A 23,987-nucleotide genomic window follows, 5' to 3' on the forward strand; every position below is an offset into this window, starting at 1 on the left:
TTTACTCCTTCGAAGTTACAGATTGTGAAATAGCTTTGGCCTTAATCTCACCACGAGTTGGTATCGATTTGACCAGATTTTGCTGATTAACCACCGGACGCCGTTCCACCTGAAGCGTCTCAGTGCGAGCGCATAACCGATAGCGCCAAACTCCATCGGCCTCCCCCAGAAAGCGCTCACTCAACAACCGGATTTGCTGGCAATGGTCAGGCTGAAAGCCCACCAGAGCCAAGCGTAAAGAATCAAGTAAATCCAGCGCACCCTGTTCGCCACCCAGAGCACGTGTAAAAACAGTAAACCGTAACTGCAAACGCCGCTCCTGCGTAATCAGGTCAGTAGTACATGGGTTGCTGAATTTACTGCGCTGATAACCAATCAGCACTGCACCCAACGGATGAACAAACTGATAATTCTTAAAATTATTTGGCATCAGCTGCACTGAATAATCCGGCAGAGCCTGCTGAATATGCGCCAGCACATTGTCTAGAACCGAACGGGTTAAACTCATCCTCCACTCCTCATACAATACCGCAGGCACAAAAAAACCCTCACAACCAAAATTGTGAGGGCAAAATTTTTAGCGGCTAAAATTAACTACAACTTAAGCCTGCCAGCAAAAATAAATAAAATAATCAAATAAATCAGAATATCGACTCTGACAAACCAAACATAAAACCAATACGGCCAACCCAAATACCAGAATATCAATAAAAAGTAGTCTGGAGTAAATACAAAACATTTAATGCCAAAAGCATTAAATGTAACATTCACAAAAAAAGCTGCTTTAGGCAGCTTTAAATAATCAATCTGGCGGAGAGGAAGGGATTCGAACCCTCGATACGCTATTCACGTATACACGCTTTCCAGGCGTGCGACTTCAACCACTCATCCACCTCTCCGTGAGAATGGAATTGCGCGCATTATAACGAGAGCGTAACTTTCTGGCAAGAGCTTCAGCAACAGAGCACTTATAAAATCAGCGATAGCAATCCTGCCGCAATCAGTGGCCCCACCGGCACACCGCGTAAAAAAGCCACCCCGATAATGGTACCAATCATCAAACCAGTTACAATTGTCGGATTGACCTGCATCAATTGCACCCCACGTCCACCAAGCCAGGCAACAACTGTACCCACTACCACAGCAGCAATAGTTTTCCAGCTAGTTACCAGCGCAGCAATCTGTGCCGGCTGCACCTTGCCCGTAATCAACGGTGCCAGCACACCTATCATCAGCAGCATAATACCCAGTTGCAGCCCATACTTTTCCAGTACCGGCGCATATTTAAGTAACGGCGTTTGCTGTACCAGCAAAATAATTAACGCCGAAATGGTTACTGAAGGATTATTTCCCACAATACCCAAAGCCACAAACAGCAACAGCAACAAAGCATTTGCATTACTTGCCCAGAAAGACATATCTATCCCCTGCTTAAAGATTATTGAAAATAGTTCCCACATGCGTATCCAGTCAACATCACAGCTGACCGACACAAAGGTGTCAAACAATAAACCATAATCAAAGCATGAGCAAACTCAAACATCTTTGCTTGAAGCCTGTCCCACTTCATGAGGATTTAAACGCGCCTCATCTTCCTGCCCCAACCCCACCAGACTGCGCAAACGCGTCATATAAGCATTCACATCCAGTCCCTGTCCATAGCGTTGCACCTGCCAGATCGTTTCTGCCAGCGCCTCAATCATATCGTGTTCTGCTTTCACCCAGTCACCCGCATATCGCTCACACAAGCGCTGATGAATAGCTGCAATCCCAAACGGCTGATCAATCGCAACCTGTTCCTGTACCGATAAATGCAGCGACAAATGCAAAAAAGGATTTGTTTCTCCCTCTTCCGGCCGCCATGTTCGAGTGAGAAACTGTTCAACATTTTCCAGATAGGGCGCATATTCAGTATGCGCAGCAATAATCCGCAAAGCCTTCTGCTGCAACGCATCCAGCAACTGTGGCTGTTGACGCTTACGCCATACATCCGCAAAAAAAAGGCGCACATCATCCGTATTGACATCGTACATAACAGCATTCATTCCAAACAAAATAATGCAAATTATAAATCAATACTGCCAACACCGATAACATCCCATCAGCTAATCAGATAGTATAAAATCAGCATGAATCTGCTTTATCCGTAATGACAAATTCATATATCAACAAATTGCCAGAGTAAGATTTAATCATTTTTATATAACTATGCATATACACCAAAAATAAAGTATAATTGGCAGACCATCTGGGGGCGACCTTGGTTTCGACGGGGGTTGCAAAGCAGATGCGTGCATACCGGGGTCTCAGATTCCCGTAAAACACTGAATTTATATAGTCGCAAACGACGAATCTTACGCTTTAGCCGCTTAAGGCTAAACGTTGCAACGGTTGGCCAATGGGCCGTGTGAGGTAACTCACCGCAACGACATTTACATTGGCTGGTTCAATGCCGTGTTGTCTGGCATTGAACAAGATTTATGGCAACTGGTTTACAAACAGCCTGTCTGTCGGCGGTTTGTGAATAAGATTCGAAGTTGGCAAGACTAAGTATGTAGATCGCTCTGTAGAGGACTTTCGGACGGGGGTTCGATTCCCCCCGCCTCCACCATATATCCAGTCTATTGTTTTAGACACGATATCTAAATTCATTAACCGCTTTACTGCTCTAGCGATTTGGTCTGCGTATACGGCAAAGTAAAAGACACGATAAACAACTTATCTTTTCCAGAACGCAAAAAAGCTCCCAATTAGGGAACTTTTTAATCAGCTGTTTAAGGTGAAGCATACCTATTAATTGAACTAATCATAATTTATTTCTTAGCTTAAGTCAATAAACAAATTATAACATTTTGAAATTAAAATAAATTATTTATATTAGTATCAATTAATACTATATTAAATATATTATCATACTCAAAATCTTATTATCAGCTCACTTAACAGATACACATCATAGCAAATCAGTCTTTACAAACCAAAATACAACATATTCGCATAAAAAATAAATAGGGAAAGCTAATTACAGAATCATCTGGTAAATCAACTATCATATTGGTAAATTATCTGCTTAAATGAATCACGTATCAGACAGAATATTTTCCATACTGAGCCTCTCACTCTATCAAAATCAACCTGTGTAAAAATTTAGTTTTACTGATGGATCAAGCAAATCATTCTGATATATCTAAATTCAGATCCATAACAAATTTATGCAACGGAAAATTTAACAGACTTACATATCAACCGATACAAACAGTATACAGATATACCCCAAACCGGCCTGTTATATCTCAAAATGCGGGTAATCCTTACTTTTTTTCCAGTCACCACCCCACTTAACTCTCACACCCAATTCAGTAGCAGCTTGTTTCATGGCTGCGGCAATCATGTGGAATTTTTTTAAATCATTCCAATCAACCGGATAAGGAATCAAATCTATCGCCTTACCAGTAACATGTTTACTTGCAAATGGATTATTTAACCATGTTACCTTACTCAAGCTTGGCTGTGCATATTTGACAGGCACTCCTTTCACGCTACATTGCTGTGCTGTGCGCCCTTTGCCATAATTAATACAACACTGCTCACGCGTGCGCACACCTTCAGTGACCATAAAATCCTGATTAGTCAGCTCAATTGCCCGTTTCACTACACTAACCAGACCAGCATCTACCCCATATAAACGTTGCAATGATCGATTACTCAATTTATACATTTTTATTATCCAAAAAAAAGCAGCCCTCAGGCTGCAAGATACTTACTTATAATTATTCCTTTGTTGAATCATTACTATCAACAAACCGCTCTGCTTTTTTACTTACAATATTAATTATGCGCTGTGCCAGTGTTGGTGCAGCAGCCTTGAACGCATCCAGAAATGACGTTGTTGACATGCCTGCAAATACGCCGACACCAGCAAAAAGCCATGGACGGTTTTGCGGGAAAAAATAATCAGTTACTGCAGCAGCCAATATCATTCCCAATATGACAAACAAAATCGTCATAAACCAGCCATAGCGTTTGTAATCGGTAACCAGTAAAGAACCAGCCAGCCCACCCATTAGCGCAAATAAAATACAGACCGAAAAAGCATCTTTTACTAACTCCATACTTTATCGTCCTTTATGTTTCAAATCTTCAACCCGTTTTGTATAGTTGATCAGATTACGTCCCGCCAGTGCACACACCACGGTTAACACAGGATAAGTAGTCATGCCTGTTGTCAAAGGTGGATATGATGCCCAGAACGTAGCGGATATTACAGCCCATATCAGCGCAGATAAAATCAGTAAATAGCCAGAAAGTACGCTACAACGATTTGATTTAAATATCGCTATAATTAACTGTAACAATGCTACCCCAATCAATAATACCGCCAAAGTATACGGATGTAATAACAGAAAACCTTTATATAGTTTCAGATTAAAAACCTCACTGCCACCCAATAAAAATACGCCGGCAAAACCTATCATAATCAGTGCACTTGTAACGGTAATCACACGTGTACCTGTATAAAATAACCATTTTTGCAATTTATCCGGCAAAAATCTTAAATCCAGAAGTGAATGAAGTAACTTTAATACCAATTCCACATTTTTCATAAATCAACCATTTAACCCTCAAAAACAAAAAAACTGGCTAAAAACCAGTTTTAATATTTATAAATATTAGAATATTCATTTTTAGTACACTTTTTCAAACTTGTTATCTGAATTTTCCTTTCATTTCTTGTCTGGATAATAATTATTTTTTTACTAAATAATCATTATCAATTAACATAATCTTTTATATTTAATATATAAATAATTCTAGTATATTCATAGTTAAATTGCAGAAACATAATAGCCATACCCTCAAGCATCCTGATTTTAGATGCGTTCACAGTATGGCTAGAACTCAAAAAACCATTTTCCGAGTTAATCAGATCTTTACATCAACTTAGCCAGATAAGTACGTGCCGAATCCTTGGCTTCAGATTCAGGCATTTTTTCAAACAATGGTAAAAAGGCCTTATGACATTTATTAAATATCTGATCCATTTCATATGCAAATTCATGAATTTGTGCTTCATATTTGCTACCGAGAATACGAAAAGCTGGAAATAAATGCTCATACATCAGGCGCATCTTCTGGGAACAAGCGAATGATTCATACAGATTAACCAGCGCGGTAGACGGAACATTAAGCTCATCATTGCACGTTTTATCTGATTCCGAGCTGCTTATGCTGGCTTTTTTAACTGCAACGCGGCTTAACAAACAAATAACATCTACAAATTTAGATGAAGGTACTTTCTCATAACTTACACCAAAGCGTGTTTGCACAGCCTGCCATAAGGTCATCGCCAGCTCAGCCTGTTTTTCTTTAGCAACAGCTAAAACAAGCTGTCTATGTAAAGCCTTGATAATAGAAATCTGGTTAGGTAGTAAACTCGGACAATCTTTTTTATCAGCAATTTCTGCACCACAATGTGGTTTTTTGATAGTTCGTGGCTTGTGCCAGTGAGCCTGAATAGTCTCAGCACATTCATTCTGATAAGCTAGTACCAGCTCTTTCAGGCTATCTTTGACTTTTTTTGGATTGATACTCTGTAGCCAATTAGTCAGTTTCTTTAAAGGAATCACCAAAATTTTTTTAGTGCCGTTTTTAACTGGAATAGACAAAAATCCACATCCATATTTTTGATAGCACCCCCTTAATTTGCGGTGCTGAGTTGACCAGTCCAGACCAATACCGTTAACAACTGATTTCATGCATACGTAAATTGTATTTTTAACTTTAACTGTAGCGAGGCTACTCCCTAAAAAAGAAACAAATGTGATACTATTATTCATTCAAAACTCCTAATTTTAACCTTGGGATTTTTGTTTACCTAATACCTCAAAGGTGGCAGCCTTTGAGGTATTACCATTTCAGATACTAAAATTGTTAAATATATTTACAAATTTTATTTTGACCTTATATCAATTAATCGTTAATTTAAGTTGAGTTTATTTACAAATACTTTCAGTTAAATAAGTGATAGTTTTGACCCTATATCATTTCAGGTAATATACTCCTACGTGGTTATCCACTATAGCCATATTTGGCTATATTAAAATTTATAAAAGATAATTACAAGTATTTTATGGCTATTTATGACCTTTTTCTTTTCATTTAGGTATTAAATTTTATTTCTTAACATCATATTTTTTTATCATGAAATTCGCATATCAACTCAAAGCAGCCAGACTGGCAGCCGGACTTTCTCAAAAAGAACTAGCCCAGAAAACCAGTATCACCCCATCCCTAATATCCAGATATGAGCTGGGCAAAGTAACCCCCAGATTAGAGACAGTTAATAAAATTATGAAAATACTTAATTTTAAACAAACTGATTCCATATCCAATATCTATGGCAATGGTGATGCTTTTATTAATATTCCTCCTCTGTTTAATCAGAATACCTCGCTAGTAACTACACAATTATCAATTTCTAAAACAGATTTAAAGCTACATAATTTGCAAATAGATAATCTAATTTGTGCCACCATGAGTGGCAATTCCATGCAAAATCTATTAAACGATGGTGATAAATTCATCATTGATATTTCCCAGAAAAGTCTGATTGATGGCAAAATCTACGCATTCAACCAAGGAGAACTGTTTAGAATCAAAATTCTGCAAAATTTACCAAATCAGCAAATACGATTAAAAAGCTATAACAATTACGAATATCCAGATGAAATAGTAGCCATAAGTGATATTGAGCTTATAGGTCGAATCGTTTACAAAACGGGATTTTTATAAGTACATTAATGCCAATCAATAATTTTAGCAGTCTTTACTTTATTGCCCATGATTAGCTGGATACTGAATCAGGTATCCAGTTTATTCCTACTTTGAATTCAATCATAAACAATCATTAATCACGCTACATTTCATAATACCTTTATGATAATTTATGCCTAAATCAGGTAAGCAACTAAATTTAAACCAACCTCCGACGATATTTACTACTGAAGTTTGTTTGTGAATTTCACTATTCAATGTATGAATAAACATATATGCTTTAAAAACCTTAATCTCAAATTTTCAATTAAAAATAGATTACATGTCTCATGCTATTGCCAGTTGAAAGTTCTCCTACCTCATTATTAACCTGTAATCAGGTCAGAACCAAATCACCTGCTTACAAAACACATCATATCATTAAATTTGTGTAAAATAAAGTTAATTTAACAACCCACTTATTGGGTGTTTTAATGTTGAGTGGAAATCTAATAAAAAACCGGTTTCTTTAATAGAAACCGGTTAAAAAAATAGTTAATTACTTCAGACGTATAAATGATTGGTAGTATTAACATGCTCAAAATACCCAAGACGCAAAAAAGCTCCCTTTCGGGAACTTTATCTATCAGCTGTTTAAGGTTAAGCATACCTATAATGTTTTACACATTATAAAGTGTGTAGATAATGTGTCAAGAGGTATAACGAAAATATTTTTCAAACTGAGGCTGAAGTTTCATTTCTTGCCAGAAAAGCCACAGACTTTGTTCAATAGCCTGATTCCAGTCTTTACTGGAATAGCGCCTGCGCTGGTTGCGTTTAACGGTATTCTGATTCTGACGTTTATATAATGGACTGATTTTGCAATATTTGCTTGATAATGTAGAAAATGCTTCACGATTTTTGTGAAACAGGTTTCCCAGTGTGATTTTTACCATATCATATACCTCTGGCTGATAGCTCGGATAAAGTGGCTGTTGAGTATTACTGGCTGGCTTTGTAGCCTGATATTTCCATTCAATACTGCGACAATGCCCTTTTTTAATGGTATCTCTCATACAGTATTCATATGCACGCAATACAGTTTCTGCCAGATCAACTTCTATTTTATAATTTGTCATAAATACACCTTAACTAAGTGATGTACTAAAAATAATTAAGTTATACTTAACACATAATGCAGTATTTGACCTAATGTGGATTTATCTCCGGTTCATTACTGCCTTAGACACATAATGAAATCAGATTTCCATTTAACAAAAATTTAATAAGTTCATAAATTTCTCTATTCTTTGATTTCTATGATTTATTCTGAATAAATCTTTTAACAGTTATCATATTACAGCTTTATATCTATTACAATTTGCCTTATAAAATAGGTATTAATTAACTAAAAATTATGTTCATTAATCGAAATAAGCGTAATAATAAGCCAATAACTAATATAATGCAATTCATTGCCTAATTAGATATACACTAAATATGATTAGGCAAAAACTAAGGAAGATTATGTATACGGGCAAAAAATTAGGTGAAGCAATCAAATCTGCAATTGAGCTCAAAGGCGTACGCAAAGCTGATGTTGCTCGTGCTTTCTCAATTAAACCACCGTCTGTAACCAGTTGGATTCAGACTGGTCGTGTAGATAAAGCACATATTGACAAGCTGGTCTCATATTTCGCTGACGTGGTAACGCCAGAACATTTTGGTATTGGTTCATTTGAAACTAGTGAAATTTTGTTCAATGGCTACAAGGTGCCTTTGCTATCGTGGATAGATGCAGTAAAACAGTCAGACAATGATACTTTAGCTGCAATCAGTAATATCTGGGTACCGACTCTACGGAAGCCAGGAGTACAGACATTTGCACTGGAAGTTAAAGGCGATAGTATGGAACCTGAATTTACGGCAGGTGACAGAATTATTGTTGAACCCCAACAACCTGTAGTGCATGGCTGTTTTGTTGTAGTACGTGAAAATAACGCTGAGGCCATGTTCAAGCAGTACATTAATGATGGCAGCTACCACTATTTAAAACCGTTGAATAACCGCTATCCGATTATAAAAATGTCCGAACACTTTCAGATATGCGGTGTGGTGGTAGAAAAATTTAAAATATATATTTAATCTGCAATATCCGGTTTTATTTGAGTGATGAACCGATATAAAGAAATTACAACGCCGATTAGATTTAGTAACCATCTGGCAGGTATTAGCATCATTATGCTATGAAATTAGCCTAATTATGCTTGATAAGGTTGTATAAAATCAATAGTGATTAAATAATATTTGTTTAGTTACTTGATTGCTTTATAAAGATTATGAATATTTTAAAAGGCAGTACTGGATACCAGTACTGCCTTTGCGGTCATTTGCAGTGTATATTAATAACGTCTGCTTCTAACCAATTGTGCTTTGCGTTTCAGATATACTAAAGCACCAAAACCACTCCAAATATGCACCAGACGGGTAAATGGAAAGATTACAAATACACTCATCCCCATAAACAGGTGTAATTTGAATATCGGGTCAACATGAGCAATGATATTTGCTGCACCACTTCTAAAAGTAACAATGTGCTGCGCCCACTGCATCAGGCTAATCATCTCTTCACCATCCAGATGATGAGCGGATACATGAATTGTGCCTAAACCCAGACAAAGTGTTATCAGCAGCCAGATTAAAACCAGCTTATCACGCCAGGTGCTATTAGCCAGCAAGCGCGTACAGCTGAAACGGCGATATATAAGCATTAACAGGCCAATCAAAGCCAAAGTACCCATAATACCGCCGGCAATCATGGCTGTAAGTTGTTTGGTTTCATGGCTGATTCCAAGAGTATCCCAGACGATCACCGGGGTCAGCAATCCGACCAGATGACCGAAAAACAGTCCTAGTACTCCAAGGTGAAACAAAATGTTACCAATGCGCAATAAGCGCGGATACAGCAGCTGGCTGGATTCGGATTTCCATGAATACTGGTTGGTATCAAAACGAATCAGGCTGCCCAGAAAAAAAATACTGGCGGCAATATACGGATAAATGCCGAAAATAAATTGATTGAGATAATACATGCTGTCTCCCGGCTTAACTGAGTTTTTTATTGCGGAAAAATTGCACTTCCTGCACGGATGGCTGGTTTAATAGAGGTTCCAGTCCTTCTGTGGTAGGGCCAAATTTTTCCAGTGCTTCATCCATATTACGCACCGGCGCTGCCTGTAACGGCTTTGGAGCCACAGGTGACAAAGCCACCACGGCATCCATTACCGGTGCATAAACAGACTGGCTTTTATGCAGATTTTCTGCAATATAGCCGATTACATGCACAGCATCAGCTAGCAGATTCTCAGCCTCCTGCGTATCAATACTGGACAAAAACTCCAGAAACAAGGGCAGATAATCCGGCAGTTCGTTATTTTCCGGCTCTAATCCGCGTGACTGATATTCAGTTAGCAGATCCACCATTGCCTGTCCGCGGGCTCGATCTTCGCCATGCAGATGTTCAAACAGGTGAAGAGCATGGCTGCGACTGCGATCGAAGGTATCGACATACACTTCTTGCAGACTGATTTCATCGTGGGCACGCAAATGAGCAAAGAATGGTTTTAAAGCAGCAGTCTGCTCAGCTGTCGCGAGCCTATTAACAGCATCAGACAACTCTTCAGTATGCTTCAGCCATTCCTGCCGCGGATAGCTAAGTAAAATGGATAAAATCTTATACATTTCTATCCTCTTAAATTGACTGGCGGTCATTTTTCTTGCGCAGACCATGAAAAACAATCGGCGCAGCTTTGCGGGTACCAAACAGACTTTCTTTACTATGGCCATTGTGGCAGCCATCGCCAAAGGAGAAGCCGCAGCTGGCTTTTTCTTCGAAGGTATTGCTCACCAGTTCTTTATGCGCACTTGGAATGACAAAACGATCTTCATAATTGGCAATGGCCATAATTTGATACATTTCTTCAATCTGTGTGGCACTGAGTCGATGGCCAGATAATTCCTGTAAAGCCTGCTCATCTGAATAAATAGATTTACTGCGCATGTATTTACGCATATCAATCATGGTTTGTAGCGCATTCACAATCGGTTCAGTCTTACCGGCAGTCAACAGATTAGCCAGATATTCAAGCGGAATACGCATATCCTTGATTTCCGGAATCAAACCATTTTGTCCGATTACACCGGATTCAACTGCTGATTGAATGGGTGATAAGGGCGGGATATACCATACCATCGGCAAGGTACGGTATTCAGGATGTAGCGGAAACGCTACTTTCCATTCAACCGCCATTTTGTAAACCGGTGAATTTTGCGCAGCCTGTATCCAGTCGGCCGGAATACCCTGTGCCAGTGCTTCTTTAGCAATTTCTGGGTCATTCGGGTCAAGGAAAATATTCAGTTGCTGCTCATATAAATCCTGCGGATTTTCTACTGCTGCGCTCTCACTGATACGATCAGCATCATAGAGCAGTACACCAAGATAGCGGATTCGACCAACACAGGTTTCTGAGCAGATGGTTGGCTGCCCGCCTTCAATGCGCGGATAACAGAAAATACATTTTTCTGCTTTGCCAGATACCCAGTTGTAATATATCTTCTTATACGGACAACCGGATACACACATACGCCAGCCACGACATTTGTCCTGATCTATCAGCACAATGCCATCTTCTTCACGCTTATAAATCGAACCGGAAGGACAGCTTGCCACGCAGGCCGGATTCAAACAATGCTCACACAAACGTGGCAGATACATCATAAAGGTGTTTTCAAAAGCGGCATAAATGTCCTTTTGAATCCCATCGAAAAGCTTATCTTTCGAACGTTTCGCAAACTCACCACCCAGATCATCTTCCCAGTTTGGTCCCCATTCGATTTTGTCCATTTTCTGCCCAGTTAATACCGAAACCGGTCGCGCCGTGGGCGGCGTCTGCATCAATGGCGCTTTTTGCAGATGTTCATAATCATAGGTGAATGGTTCGTAATATTGATCAATAGCTGGCATATTCGGATTAGCAAAGATATTAGCCAGTATTTTTAATCTATTACCCTGTTTCAGTTTTAGCTTGCCAGAACGTTCGCGTACCCAGCCACCCTTATACTGTTCTTGATCTTCCCAGTTTTTCGGATAGCCTATACCCGGCTTGGTTTCCACATTATTAAACCAGGCATATTCCACCCCATCGCGGCTGGTCCAGACATTTTTACAGGTAACAGAACAGGTATGGCAGCCAATACACTTGTCCAGATTCAACACCATTCCAATTTGTGCACGTATTCTCATGTTTGTGTTCCTTACTTATTCTGCCACCGGCGTTTTAGCTGGTTGATCCAGCCAGTCCACCTTGTTCATTTTGCGTACCACTACCAGCTCGTCTCGGTTAGTACCTACCGTACCGTAATAGTTAAAACCCCATGAAAGTTGCGCATAGCCACCAATCATATGAGTTGGCTTCATCACTACTTTAGTAACGGAATTATGAATACCACCACGTTTACCAGACAGTTCCGAACCAGGCACATTAACGATTTTTTCCTGTGCGTGATACATCAGAATCATGGTTTCCGGTACGCGCTGGCTCACTACCACACGAGCGGTTAAAGTACCATTCACATTGAATACTTCTACCCAGTCGTTGTCCTGCAAACCTGCACGTTTAGCATCAATTTCAGATACCCAGACATGCGGACCACCGCGAGACAAAGTTAGCATTCGCAGATTGTCAGAATAGGTACTGTGAATGCCCCATTTCTGGTGCGGAGTAATGAAATTGAGCACAATTTCTGGATTGCCATTACTGTGATGGCCTTTCACATTCAGCGTTGTTTTCAGATCAACTGCTGGACGATAGGAAACCAATCCTTCACCAAACAGGCGCATCCATTGATGATCCTGATAAAACTGCTGACGGCCGGTAAGCGTACGCCACGGAATCAATTCATGCACGTTAGTATAACCAGCGTTGTAGCTTACTTTTTCACTTTCCAGACCAGACCATGTAGGCGAAGAAATAATCTTACGTGGCTGCGCCTGCACATCGCGGAAGCGGATAGCATCATCCTCGCGCGCAATCGCCAGATGAGTATGGTCGATACCCGTATTTTTGGATAAAGCCTCCCATGCTTTAACTGCTACATGGCCATTAGTTTCCGGTGCCAGCGTCAGAATCATTTCTGCTGCATCAATGGCACTGTGCAATTTTGGCTGCCCTTTAGCTACGCCCTCATGCTGAGTGTTGTTAAGCTTGCGCAACAAATCCACTTCCGCAGCTGTCTGCCAACTAATGCCTTTACCCCCATTGCCGATTTTTTCCAATAATGGACCAACAGAAGTAAATTTATCGTAAATTGCGCCATAGTCACGTTCCACTACCGTCATTTTGGGCATAGTTTTACCCGGTACAGGTTCACACTCACCCAGTTTCCAGTCTTTCGGGTCAAACGGTTGTGCCAGTTCTTCCGGACTATCGTGCATCAATGGCGTTAAAACCAAATCCTTGCGTACACCCAGATACTCTTTAGCGGTTTCCGAAAAAGCTTTGGCCAGACCACGGTAGATATCCCAGTCAGTTCTGCTTTCCCATAATGGCTTCACAGCTTCGCTCAAAGGATGAATAAACGGATGCATATCCGAAGTATTCAAATCATCTTTTTCATACCACGTAGCTGTTGGCAACACAATATCAGCATACAAACAGGTCGTGGACATACGGAAATCCAACACAGTAAGCAAATCCAGCTTACCTTCTGCAGCCGGACGTACTTTTACGTCAATTGGCTTAATGGCGTTGGTTTCATCACTCATCAACGCATTTTGGGTACCCAGCAGATATTTAAGGAAATACTCATGCCCCTTGCCGGAAGAACCAAGAATATTTGAACGCCATACAAACAGATTGCGCGGGAAATTCTGCGGATTGTCCGGATCATTACACGCCATATCCAGTACGCCAGACTTCATCTGCTCTACAGCAAAAGCAATCGGATCTTTACCTTGCGCCTCTGCTTCACGTGTTACATCCAACGGATTGCGTGCCAGCTGTGGTGCTGACGGTAACCAGCCCATACGTTCAGCTTTAACATTAAAGTCCAACTGGCTCATATTAGCCATCTGGCCAGCATGAGTCGGCGCAATCACTTCTGCCATACTCAGTTTTTCATGTCGCCACTGACTGGTGTGCGCATAGAAAAATGATGTACCATTCATCTGCCGTGATGGCCGGTTCCAGTCGGCTGCAAATGCCAGTGGTGCCCAGCCGGTTTGCGGACGCAGTTTTTCCTGTCCCACATAGTGACACCAGCCACCACCACTCTGACCGATACAGCCACACATCATCAGCATATTGATAATGCCGCGGTAAGCCATATCCATGTGATACCAGTGATTTAGACCGGCACCCACAATTACCATACTGCGACCGTGAGTTTCATGCGCATTCTGTGCAAACTCGCGTGCAACCTGAATCACCAGTTCCGGTTTCACACCCGTATGTTTCTGCTGCCACAACGGGGTATACGGCACATCGGCCATATAATCATCAGTAACGCCATCACCACCAAAACCGCGGTCGATACCATAATTGGCGCACATCAAATCAAATACTGTTGTCACCAGCATCTGTTCACCAGCAGCATTGGTTATCTGCTTAACTGGAATGTTTTTCACCAGCACTTCAGCCGCATCTTCACCACCAAAGTAGTCAAAAGACACGCCCATAATCGCATCGTGATTCTTTTCCAGTGAAATCAGTGCTTTGATTTCTGTACTATCAGATTTTTCCGCACGCAGATTCCATTTGCCCTGCTCTCCCCAGCGGAAACCAATCGAGCCTTTCGGAGCCACAATATCGCCAGTATTTTCATCAATAACCAGCGTTTTCCATTCCGGATGATTGCTCTCATCCAGCTCACCGGCAATCTGACTGGCTCGCAGGAAATAACCGGGCAACAAACGGCCATTATCCTGATTCAGTACCACCAGATTAGGCATATCAGTTAAACGGCGACAATAATCAACAAAATAAGCCGATGGATTTTGCAGATGGAATTCTTTCAGAATCACATGCCCCATCGCCATTGCCAGCGCCGCATCCGTACCTTGCTTCGGAGCCATCCAGATATCACTGAATTTCACCATTTCGCCATAATCGGAAGACACCGCTACGGTTTTTGTCCCCTTATAGCGTACTTCAGTATAAAAGTGCGCATCAGGCGTACGCGTCATCGGTACGTTCGAACCCCATACCATCAGATAATTGGCGTTATACCAATCAGCAGATTCTGCCACATCGGTCTGTTCACCCCAAGTTTGTGGACTAGACGGCGGCAAATCACAATACCAATCATAAAACGACAGCGGTACACCACCAATCAAACTCAGATAGCGCGAACCAGCGGCATAACTCACCATCGACATTGCCGGAATCGGTGAGAAGCCCATCACCCGATCAGGGCCAAACTCTTTAATCGTAAATGCATTGGCAGCAGCAATAATTTCATAAGCCTCGTTCCAGTCCAGACGGACAAAACCACCCAGACCACGCTGAGACTTATATTTCTTGGCGGATTCCGGATTCTGAGTGATACTTTGCCATGCCTCAATTGCCCCCATACTCTGGCGCTTTTCACGCCACATACGCAGCAAAGATGCACGAATCATCGGATATTTCACCCGCTGAGCCGAATAAACATACCAGCTATAAGAGGCTCCGCGTGGACAACCGCGTGGCTCATGATTGGGTAAATCAGCCCGAGTACGCGGATAATCAGTTTGCTGCATTTCCCACGTAATCAGCCCGTTTTTCACAAAAACACGCCAGCTGCACGAACCGGTACAATTTACACCGTGAGTAGAACGTACTATCTTGTCATGCTGCCAACGCTGCCGGTAAGCATCTTCCCATTCACGCCCTTCTGCCACCACCGCACCATGACCGGCAGAAAAGGTTTCTTTGGTTTTACGTAAAAAATTCAGTCTGTCTAAAAAATGGCTCATGAATTTGTGCTCCATAGAGGCCGCAGCCTCAAACAGTTTCTTATTAATTTATATTTCTTTAGCGCCATCATCAGTGACAATGGCGTAGTCACAGCAAGCTAGCAACAAGTTACTGATTGTTTACGTACATAGAACCAGTAATTAATCAGCAAACAGCTCACATAGAAAATAATAAAACCATACAACGCTATTGATGCACTGCCGGTCGCCTCAATTGAAGAACCAAAACTTTTTGGAATCAGAAAACCACCATAAGCACCAATTGCACCCATAAAGCCAAGCACCGTAGCGGATTCTTTGGTTGCATGCATTTCAGCAGACTTAGCATCACCCTGATGCAGTTCACGATGATAGAGCGAGAAAATTCTCGGAGCCTGCGCATAAGTCGAACCATTACCAATACCACTGAACGCAAACAGCAATATAAAACTACAGAAGAAGCCTACAAAATTGCCAGCATTACCGCCCATTGGTTGGAACACCAATACACCGATCACCCCAACAATCATCATTACATAGCTAATTTCCGTTAACTTCGCAGCCGACATACGATCAGACAGCCAGCCACCCACCACACGCAGCACAGCACCTACAAATGGCCCCAGAAATGCCAGCTTGATTGCATCAATATGCGGGAAAGAACGCGTAATCAGCAAAGGAAAAGCAGCAGAAAAACCAATAAATGAACCAAACGTACCCACATACAACCAGCACAAAATCCAGTTATGCATACGTTTAAAAATAACTGACTGCTCTTTCAGTGAAGAATGCAGGCTGCCAATATCATCCATACCAAACCACGCAGCCAGCGTGCTCAGCACAATAAACGGCACCCAGATAAAGCCAGCATTTTGCAGCCATACCTGCGTACTGCCTTGTGGTGTAGTAATTGTCTGTGCTTCACCGCCAAGCGCACCAAATAAACAGGTAGTAATTGCCAGTGGCACCGCAATCTGCACTGCTGAAACGCCCAGATTACCCAAACCAGCATTAACTCCCATCGCCTGCCCTTTTTCGGCTTTCGGGAAAAACAGACTGATATTCGACATAGACGAACTGAAATTCGCGCCACCAAAGCCGCACAACAGTGCCAGCACAAACATCGTACTATAAGCAGTATTTGGATTCTGTACCGCAAAACCCAATCCTAGCGCTGGAATCAGCAAACTGGCCGTAGAAATTGTCGTCCACTTGCGACCACCAAAAATTGGAATCACAAATGAATAGAAAATTCGCAGAGTTGCTCCAGACAGTGCTGGTAATGCCGCTAGCCAAAACAGCTCATTACTACTGTATTTAAAGCCAACTAACGGCAACTTCACTACCGTCACACTCCACACCTGCCAGATAGCAAATGCCAGCAGCAGAGCAGGAACCGAAATCCACAAATTCCTGCGTGCCACCGCATGACCGCCAGCCTGCCAGAACTGCTTATCCTCCGGCCGCCAGTCTTTCAAAACTTTACCCATACAAACCTCACATTATTGATGCTTCTGACTTTTTAATGAAAAATGCATCCATATTAAACTGATACATACCGTACCAAACATCAGCATAAACGAGCTGGAACGTATTCCTGTCCAGTCCACCAATACCCCAAACATAATCGGCAACAGAAAACCACCCAGACCGCCGGCCAGACCGACCACACCCGATACCGTGCCCATGTCCTCCGGAAACTCATCGGAAATAAACTTAAATACTGAAGCCTTACCAATTGCCAGTGCCACCCCTACTACAAACAGCAGCACTGTAAATACAATCGCATTTAAACCAATATGCATATCCAGATGGCCACTTACCGTGCGAATAGACATCTGCGTCTGCGGATAGGACAATAGAAAAAATGCTACCCAACATACCCACATCACCGCCCAAGTCACTTTATAAGCACCGTATTTATCAGACAGCCAGCCACCAAAAGCACGCAGTACACCTCCAGGCAACGAAAAACATGCCGCCAGTAAGGCTGCCTGCTTTAATGCAAACTGATATTCATTAACGTAATAGCTCACCATCCATAGCGAAATACCTACATAGCCACCAAACACCACCGAATACAATTGACTGTATTTCAACACCTGCGGATTTTTCATCAGCAGCAGCTGCGCTTTCAAGCTTGGCTGTTTAACATTAGCTGCCTTAGGCTCCGGATAGCTGAAAAACCAGAACAGCACCGCAATCACCAGCAGAATTACTGCATACACCCGCGGTACAGCCTGCCAACCGTAAGCTGCAATCAGAACCGGAGCCAGAAATTTATTCAGTGCTGCACCTGCATTACCGGCACCAAAGATTCCCATTGCCAGCCCCTGCCGCTCTTTGCGGAACCATTTGGCGACATACGGCGTACCCACTGAAAACGAACCGCCTACCAAGCCCAGCCACAATGCAATCCACAAAAACTGGCTGTAAGTATGCGCATATTCCAGCAGCCATACAGCTGGCACACACACCAACATCAGCAGGAAAAACACTATACGACCGCCAAACCGGTCAGCCCAGATACCAAGCGGTACCCGAATTAGAGAACCCGACAATACTGGCATTGCCGTCAGCAAACCAAACTCCGTTTCATTCAGATGCAGCTGCTCCTTAATAGGTATTCCCAGCACCGCAAACACCATCCAGATCATGAAACAAGTCACAAATGCAATCGTACTGGACGTAAGCACCGTTACAGACTTCCTGACACCAGAATCCATCCTGCCCCTCCAAAATATAATTTAGTGTAGTGTACGGAATCGCCCGCCTATATCCCATTAGTCATCAGATGCAGAAACAGTAGTTCTAAATAACTAGACAACATAATCAAAATGGTCTATTGACAAAATCAATAGACCATTTTCAATTTCAAAAATTCAATTACTCTCAAACAGTACTTATTCCAAAGCTACTTATCCATACCATGTTCAACAGCATAAACAGCAGCCTGCACCCGACTAATCACATTCAACTTGCGCAAAATATTCTGCACATGAACTTTCACCGTACTCTCTGTCACTTCCAAATTACGAGCTATCAGCTTATTACTATTGCCACGCGCTAGCCACCGCAGAATTTCCCGTTCCCGTGGTGTTAAAGGTTCTTTTATTTCATCAGCCACATGTTCCTGCTGACGCAACTGCGTAACCAGCTTACTAGTCATCTCCGGCGACAACACACTATCCCCATTAATCGCTTTCTCAATACTGTCCAGCAAAAACTCAGTATCAATATTTTTCAGCAGATAGCCACGCGCACCCAGTCGCATACATTCCACCAGATCACCACCATCCTCCGATACAGTCAGCATCAGCACCACCTGCTGCGGATTATGATTCATCATCTGCGGTAAAGCTTCCAGCCCGCGCATCACCGGCATATCCAGATCCAGTAATACCGCGTCTGGCTGCAACTGCTGCTGCATCTTTACCCCCTCCAGTCCGTCTGTGGCTTCACCCACCACCTCAAACCGCTCGCAGCTGTCAATCAGCGCACGCAAGCCACGACGAAACAGCGTATGATCATCTACTATTAGAATCCGGTACTTCTTCTCATCTATCATCATAAACTCCCAATATAATTATTCCTGCGTATGAATATACTGGCGTGGCACCATCAGCTCCACACATGCCCCACCTTCTGTTCGTACGAAAATCCTCAATTGCCCGTTGATCTTGCCGGCACGCTCTTTCATAATATGAATACCCACATGACCCTGTTGCTCCTTCTGCGCCAACGCATCTTCAGCGAAACCCACACCATTATCCTCAATCCACAGATTCAAACGATCCGCCATGTATGCCAGCCGCACCCGTACCGTATCAGCCTGCGCATGTTTACGCACATTCGACAAAGCCTCCTGCACAATAAACACCACTTGCAACTGCACATCTGATTCCACCTCATACACATCTCCTTCTACCGACCAGTCTGTCACAATATCAGTCTGCTGCTCAAAGCGCTTCATCACCCCTTGCAGCGAACTGATTAATCCTTCCGACACCAGCCGTACCCTGAAATTAGACAGCAACTCACGCACATCATCATAGCATTGCTGAATACCCTCATGGATAAAATCCAGCGTCTTAGCTGCCTGCTGGTTTTTCTCCTCCGAGAGTGCCTTTTCCAGAACCTGCACCTGCATATTCAAAAATGACAACGACTGAGCAATACTGTCATGCAAACCCTGCGCCATCAAATTGCGCTCCTCCAGAATAGCCATTTGCTTATCCAGCTCATTCAGACGCATACTCTCAATCGCAATCCCAAACTGGCTGCATACCGTCGAAATCAGGCGCTGATTTTCCTCACTCAGCGTAAAAGGCATTTGTGCAAACAAATGTAGCATACCGATTTCATCTTCTACCGACTTCACCGCAAACGTTAAGCAAAACGGCAAAGTCTGCCGCATCTGGCAACATCCATTATTTGCAGCATGAATCAGCAACTGCTGATTCGTAACCACCTGACCGGATTGCAGCAACTGCGCACAGTGTCCACCATCACAGCGGTAATCACGAAACCTATCTACCTGCTCCTCCGTCAGCCCATCCGAACCAGCTACCTCCAGCATCTGCGAATGACGATTTTTCAACTGCACCACACACGCATCTGCACCACTAAAAGCTTTCATCTTATGCATGAACACCTGCACCAGTACCGCCAGATCATGCTGCTCCTGAAACAGAGACGTCATCGCATACAGCACCGCCAGCTCACGATTGCGTTTCACCACAGCCTGAGTCTGCTCAGCCACCCGATTTTCCAGCGTGTCATATACCTCATATAACTTTGCCGCCATCAGATTAAATCCCCGTGCCACCTGCCCGAACTCATTGGCTGTACCAAGTTGCAGACGCGTATCAAAATAACCTTTCCCAATCTGACTGATCCCTTGATTCAGACGCAGCAACGGCACAATCACCAAATGATGTAACAGTATCAGTGACACTATTGCCGAGACCACCGCCATCACAAGTAACAACGCCTGCAACCAGCGCAATAACTGAATATTATGCGTATTATCCTGCTCAATCAGCAGCACCAGCTGATCAATTACCGCTGTAAACTTCTGCGCCTGAGCCAGAAATGCCGCATCGTCCAACCTGCCCTGCAAATATGCCTCACGATCACTGAAAAAATCCTGCAACTGAGCCTCAACCTTTCCCACCTGCGTCAGTAACTGCCGATGACGCCAGCCATTAATAAAACCTGTTTCATGCAGCTGCCGCAAATGATCAAGAATTGCTTTAAACTGATGCTGTTCATGCACAAACTGTTGCTCCACACCCGGAGTTTTCGTCACCAGCACCATATAAAACACCCGCTTGCGCAAGCTACCGGCTTCATTAATCGCCATCCCCTGCTCCTCCAGACGCCATGATGTATTCAGCGACAACCCTACCAGACTGGTAGCCAGAAACAGCCAGATCGTAATCATGACCACCAACACTTTAGAAAGCTTTTGCCCACGTAAAAATGACCGGTCAAATTTTTGCCACAAATTCTTCATAACAGCTACTCTCATTTATTGACAGCAATATAACTGAAAAGTTAGAATGCAGTATTGATAAATTTTTTAAATTTTTAGCTAAATTTTGTTTTAAATGCATTAAGAAAACTGATATATTAATGTTGGATTCAAAGTAACAAAAATATATTTAATTCAGTGTCAAGAATCATTAAGTAGCCCAGCTTCAAAAGCTCAAAAGTAAGATTTCTAACTTTAAGTAAGGGAGTAATTTTATGACTTTGGTATATAGCCAAAGAACGGGTATATTAAAACATAATGGAAAGTTTATAGCTGAAGGATATGCAGGTAAAGGTATTGGAAAAAATACTCCTAAGATGGAAAATATACCAAATATCGGTTTAATCCCCAAAGGTAAATTATAGAATGATTGAATTAATTCAATCACATCCTACTACAGGTAAATATTCAATAAGATTGTAACCTACTCCTAATAATAAATGTTTGGTAGAGCTGGTTTTTTAATTCATGGTGATAGTAGAAAAAAACCCGGTACAGCTTCTAGTGGATTTATTATTCTAAAACTTATATAGACAACAAATGTGGGAAAGCAATGATAGAGAAATTGAGGTAATAGAATGAAAAAAATATTAACACTAATATTTTTAGGGATGCTCCCTACTCTTTCTCATGCAAAAGCAACTGGTTGTCATTCTTGGCCTATGAATATGACCGAAGCTTGGATGCAAAATGCTGAAATTGTTGATATCCCGAGTTTAGATGAATCAAAAACTAAAATAACATTATTAGCCTTAGGAAAAAAGAAAAAGGGATTATATACACAAATTTATCATTTTGTTTTTTTTGATAGAAAAGGAAATTCATACGAAGTAATTACAAAGAATGAAGCTTCAGATGACGAGTGCTCAATGAGTGATGTAGATAGCTATTTAATATCTAAAAGCCATATCCATTAATAAATTTGACATGATTTTTTCAGGAAAGATATCTATTGGACGGCAACATAAACTTGTTGCTTTCGATTTCTTTGATTAAAGAGGTGAGCATAGTGAAATGAAAAATCTTCCTTTAATAATAATATTAGCCATATTCCCTACTCTATCTTTTGCAAAAGCACCAGACTGCCACAATTGGCCTATGAATATAACCAAAGGTTGGTTAAAAAATGCCAACATTACTGATATCTATAATTTAGATGAATCTAGAACAAAAATAACTTTATTAGCTTCAGAAAAAAAGAAAAAAGATTTATATACCCAAATTTATCATTTTGTGTTTTTTGATAAACAAGGAAATACTTATGAGGTAATTACTCAAAATGAAGCTTCACATGAAGAATGTTCGATGAGTAGTGTCAATAGCTATTTAATATCCAATAGTCGTATCCTGTACTAAAAATATAGATACCGATATTGATAGAGTTGAATAAGTTTTTAAAAGTATTTTAGGAAGCTTCATAGCAAGAATATTCCAATAAATAATCTTAATAGCTATTTAAATAAAATTTTTACGATTTCCTTATTAAAAGCATGGCAATATAAAATGAAAAAATTTCTCCTAACAATATTACTGGAATTCTTTTCTATTCTATCATACGCAAAGGCACCAGACTGCCACTCATGGCCAATGACAATGGCCGCAATGTGGATGAAAAATGCCAATATAGTTGATATGGCAGATATAGATGAACCTAAAAGTAAAATAACATTATTAGCCTCAGAGAAAAAGAAAAAAGGTTTATATACACAAATTTATCATTTTGGCTTTTATGACAAAAAAGGAAATACTTACGAAGTAATTACAAAAAATAACTCATCATATGAGGAGTGCCCCATGAGTAGCGTAAGTAGCTATTTAATCTCCAAAACTGATATCAGCAATTAAAAGAAAAATTCGTCTTTTTGTAATTGCTGAACTTTAATCGCCTATGTAGAAAATCAGCTTATTATATCTGATTGCAAGTTATAGGAAGCTTCCGACAATTGGATTATCTAAGGTATCATTCAACTATATTGATGCTATAATTGATTGGCTATTGCAGCACTATTGCTTGCCATCTGATGTACCCAATAACATTTAACCGTATACTTTGAAATTCTTCATTATCCGGGCAATATAACAAGAAAAAACTCTAATATCTGCTTAGTTGCTTTGCAATGCTAAATCATATTCTTGCACCAATTAACCACACAACTTATCTTGCTGATAAAGCTTAAGCTTAAACATTTATCATTTGAAATCAGCACTTAATATTCGTCTTACTTGTCTTTCTTGACTCTTATTGCTCTTTTTAGAGTTAAGTTTACCTTACGCCCTAAAGATTGGTATAAATTAGGATAATCACCCCCAGCGTGCTAACTTTTTAAACGGAGGTAAATAGCGTTATAGCATCAGACTACTTAAACAAAGATACCGGAAAGGTTGAAAATTACACTATATTGGTACTATTTCGGTTTGCCGTACAGAGATGTATTATTAGAGTACATCCAGTACCACAGAAGAAAATGATGATTATTTTTTCTGAAGATAACGCTTTCTGATCGCTGCGATTTCATTACTCTGTGAAGCATCAATACATTTCATTACAGTGAGCTGTACATCTGGATAGGCTACACTAATTCATACAACTTTTTTAGGGGGTAAGGTAAACTTAACTCTAAAAAGGAAAAAATGATGAATCAACAAAAACGCGCACGACGCTCTTTTAGTGCTGATTTCAAAGCACAAATGGTTAAACTTTATCAG

Annotated in this window: 22 protein-coding genes, 1 tRNA gene and 1 other RNA gene; 7 read left to right on the plus strand and 17 right to left on the minus strand. The window is 41.2% G+C overall.

What is annotated here, in order from left to right; all coding sequences use genetic code 11:
- Position 1: 1 nt before the first annotated feature.
- From MJ761_RS03995 to MJ761_RS04010, 4 genes are all read right to left on the minus strand, one after another.
- Positions 2 to 508: a Gp37 family protein gene (locus MJ761_RS03995; RefSeq protein ID WP_093090173.1), complete on the minus strand. Its 507-nt coding sequence runs from the start codon at positions 506 to 508 to the stop codon at positions 2 to 4.
- A gap of 300 nt (positions 509 to 808) precedes the next feature.
- Positions 809 to 899 (minus strand) — tRNA-Ser (locus tag MJ761_RS04000).
- A gap of 69 nt (positions 900 to 968) precedes the next feature.
- Positions 969 to 1,418, minus strand: coding sequence for a DUF441 domain-containing protein (locus MJ761_RS04005; protein WP_037491105.1), 450 nt, complete (start codon positions 1,416 to 1,418; stop codon positions 969 to 971).
- A gap of 117 nt (positions 1,419 to 1,535) precedes the next feature.
- Entirely contained in the window at positions 1,536 to 2,033 is a 498-nt protein-coding gene (locus MJ761_RS04010) for a DUF1841 family protein (RefSeq protein WP_093090171.1), read from the minus strand.
- Positions 2,034 to 2,250: 217 nt separating this feature from the next.
- On the opposite strand from MJ761_RS04010, the gene ssrA reads away from it, so the two are divergent.
- Positions 2,251 to 2,611: a transfer-messenger RNA gene (ssrA, locus tag MJ761_RS04015) on the plus strand.
- A 675-nt stretch (positions 2,612 to 3,286) separates the two neighbouring features.
- On the opposite strand, the gene MJ761_RS04020 is transcribed toward ssrA, so the two are convergent.
- From MJ761_RS04020 to MJ761_RS04035, 4 genes are all read right to left on the minus strand, one after another.
- Entirely contained in the window at positions 3,287 to 3,718 is a 432-nt protein-coding gene (locus MJ761_RS04020) for a M15 family metallopeptidase (protein ID WP_093090169.1), read from the minus strand.
- Between the two features lie 52 nt (positions 3,719 to 3,770).
- Positions 3,771 to 4,112: a hypothetical protein gene (locus MJ761_RS04025; protein WP_093090167.1), complete on the minus strand. Its 342-nt coding sequence runs from the start codon at positions 4,110 to 4,112 to the stop codon at positions 3,771 to 3,773.
- 3 nt (positions 4,113 to 4,115) lie between these two features.
- A complete protein-coding gene (locus MJ761_RS04030; protein WP_093090166.1) occupies positions 4,116 to 4,604 on the minus strand; it encodes a hypothetical protein in 489 nt (162 codons plus the stop codon).
- Between the two features lie 327 nt (positions 4,605 to 4,931).
- The gene (locus MJ761_RS04035; protein WP_093090164.1) at positions 4,932 to 5,837 is read right to left on the minus strand and encodes a phage antirepressor N-terminal domain-containing protein; all 906 of its coding nucleotides are present in this window, start codon (positions 5,835 to 5,837) and stop codon (positions 4,932 to 4,934) included.
- A gap of 364 nt (positions 5,838 to 6,201) precedes the next feature.
- Between MJ761_RS04035 and MJ761_RS04040 the strand changes: the two genes are divergently transcribed.
- Positions 6,202 to 6,792 carry a helix-turn-helix domain-containing protein gene (locus MJ761_RS04040; RefSeq protein ID WP_093090162.1) on the plus strand — a complete coding sequence of 197 codons (591 nt, stop codon included), beginning with the start codon at positions 6,202 to 6,204 and terminating at the stop codon, positions 6,790 to 6,792.
- A gap of 671 nt (positions 6,793 to 7,463) precedes the next feature.
- Here MJ761_RS04040 and MJ761_RS04045 read toward each other — a convergent pair.
- Entirely contained in the window at positions 7,464 to 7,892 is a 429-nt protein-coding gene (locus tag MJ761_RS04045) for a hypothetical protein (RefSeq protein WP_093090160.1), read from the minus strand.
- Between the two features lie 388 nt (positions 7,893 to 8,280).
- Between MJ761_RS04045 and MJ761_RS04050 the strand changes: the two genes are divergently transcribed.
- Complete coding sequence (locus tag MJ761_RS04050) at positions 8,281 to 8,898, plus strand: LexA family protein (RefSeq protein ID WP_176715009.1); 618 nt, start codon at positions 8,281 to 8,283, stop codon at positions 8,896 to 8,898.
- A 257-nt stretch (positions 8,899 to 9,155) separates the two neighbouring features.
- On the opposite strand, the gene narI is transcribed toward MJ761_RS04050, so the two are convergent.
- From narI to MJ761_RS04090, 8 genes are all read right to left on the minus strand, one after another.
- Positions 9,156 to 9,845, minus strand: coding sequence for a respiratory nitrate reductase subunit gamma (gene narI, locus MJ761_RS04055; protein WP_093090156.1), 690 nt, complete (start codon positions 9,843 to 9,845; stop codon positions 9,156 to 9,158).
- A gap of 13 nt (positions 9,846 to 9,858) precedes the next feature.
- Positions 9,859 to 10,494, minus strand: a complete 636-nt coding sequence (gene narJ, locus MJ761_RS04060) for a nitrate reductase molybdenum cofactor assembly chaperone (protein WP_093090154.1) — start codon at positions 10,492 to 10,494, stop codon at positions 9,859 to 9,861.
- Between the two features lie 10 nt (positions 10,495 to 10,504).
- Positions 10,505 to 12,055: a nitrate reductase subunit beta gene (gene narH, locus MJ761_RS04065; RefSeq protein WP_093090152.1), complete on the minus strand. Its 1,551-nt coding sequence runs from the start codon at positions 12,053 to 12,055 to the stop codon at positions 10,505 to 10,507.
- 15 nt (positions 12,056 to 12,070) lie between these two features.
- Positions 12,071 to 15,766, minus strand: a complete 3,696-nt coding sequence (locus tag MJ761_RS04070; protein ID WP_093090150.1) for a nitrate reductase subunit alpha — start codon at positions 15,764 to 15,766, stop codon at positions 12,071 to 12,073.
- Between the two features lie 98 nt (positions 15,767 to 15,864).
- Positions 15,865 to 17,235 carry an MFS transporter gene (locus tag MJ761_RS04075; RefSeq protein ID WP_093090148.1) on the minus strand — a complete coding sequence of 457 codons (1,371 nt, stop codon included), beginning with the start codon at positions 17,233 to 17,235 and terminating at the stop codon, positions 15,865 to 15,867.
- A gap of 12 nt (positions 17,236 to 17,247) precedes the next feature.
- Positions 17,248 to 18,471, minus strand: coding sequence for an MFS transporter (locus tag MJ761_RS04080; RefSeq protein ID WP_093090146.1), 1,224 nt, complete (start codon positions 18,469 to 18,471; stop codon positions 17,248 to 17,250).
- A 188-nt stretch (positions 18,472 to 18,659) separates the two neighbouring features.
- Complete coding sequence (locus MJ761_RS04085; RefSeq protein WP_093090806.1) at positions 18,660 to 19,313, minus strand: response regulator; 654 nt, start codon at positions 19,311 to 19,313, stop codon at positions 18,660 to 18,662.
- 18 nt (positions 19,314 to 19,331) lie between these two features.
- Positions 19,332 to 21,263: a histidine kinase gene (locus tag MJ761_RS04090; protein ID WP_176715008.1), complete on the minus strand. Its 1,932-nt coding sequence runs from the start codon at positions 21,261 to 21,263 to the stop codon at positions 19,332 to 19,334.
- A 233-nt stretch (positions 21,264 to 21,496) separates the two neighbouring features.
- Here MJ761_RS04090 and MJ761_RS04095 point away from each other — a divergent pair, with 233 nt between their 5' ends.
- The 4 genes from MJ761_RS04095 to MJ761_RS04110 all read left to right on the plus strand — a co-directional run bounded on the left by MJ761_RS04095 (position 21,497) and on the right by MJ761_RS04110 (position 23,126).
- Complete coding sequence (locus MJ761_RS04095; protein WP_218060178.1) at positions 21,497 to 21,646, plus strand: hypothetical protein; 150 nt, start codon at positions 21,497 to 21,499, stop codon at positions 21,644 to 21,646.
- A gap of 213 nt (positions 21,647 to 21,859) precedes the next feature.
- Positions 21,860 to 22,198, plus strand: a complete 339-nt coding sequence (locus tag MJ761_RS04100; RefSeq protein WP_093090142.1) for a hypothetical protein — start codon at positions 21,860 to 21,862, stop codon at positions 22,196 to 22,198.
- 97 nt (positions 22,199 to 22,295) lie between these two features.
- Positions 22,296 to 22,637 (plus strand): hypothetical protein, encoded by a 342-nt coding sequence (locus tag MJ761_RS04105; protein WP_093090140.1) that lies wholly within the window; start codon positions 22,296 to 22,298, stop codon positions 22,635 to 22,637.
- 147 nt (positions 22,638 to 22,784) lie between these two features.
- Positions 22,785 to 23,126 (plus strand): hypothetical protein, encoded by a 342-nt coding sequence (locus MJ761_RS04110; protein WP_093090138.1) that lies wholly within the window; start codon positions 22,785 to 22,787, stop codon positions 23,124 to 23,126.
- Positions 23,127 to 23,987: the final 861 nt, after the last annotated feature.

This window comes from Snodgrassella communis (assembly GCF_914768045.1).
Lineage (GTDB): Bacteria > Pseudomonadota > Gammaproteobacteria > Burkholderiales > Neisseriaceae > Snodgrassella > Snodgrassella communis.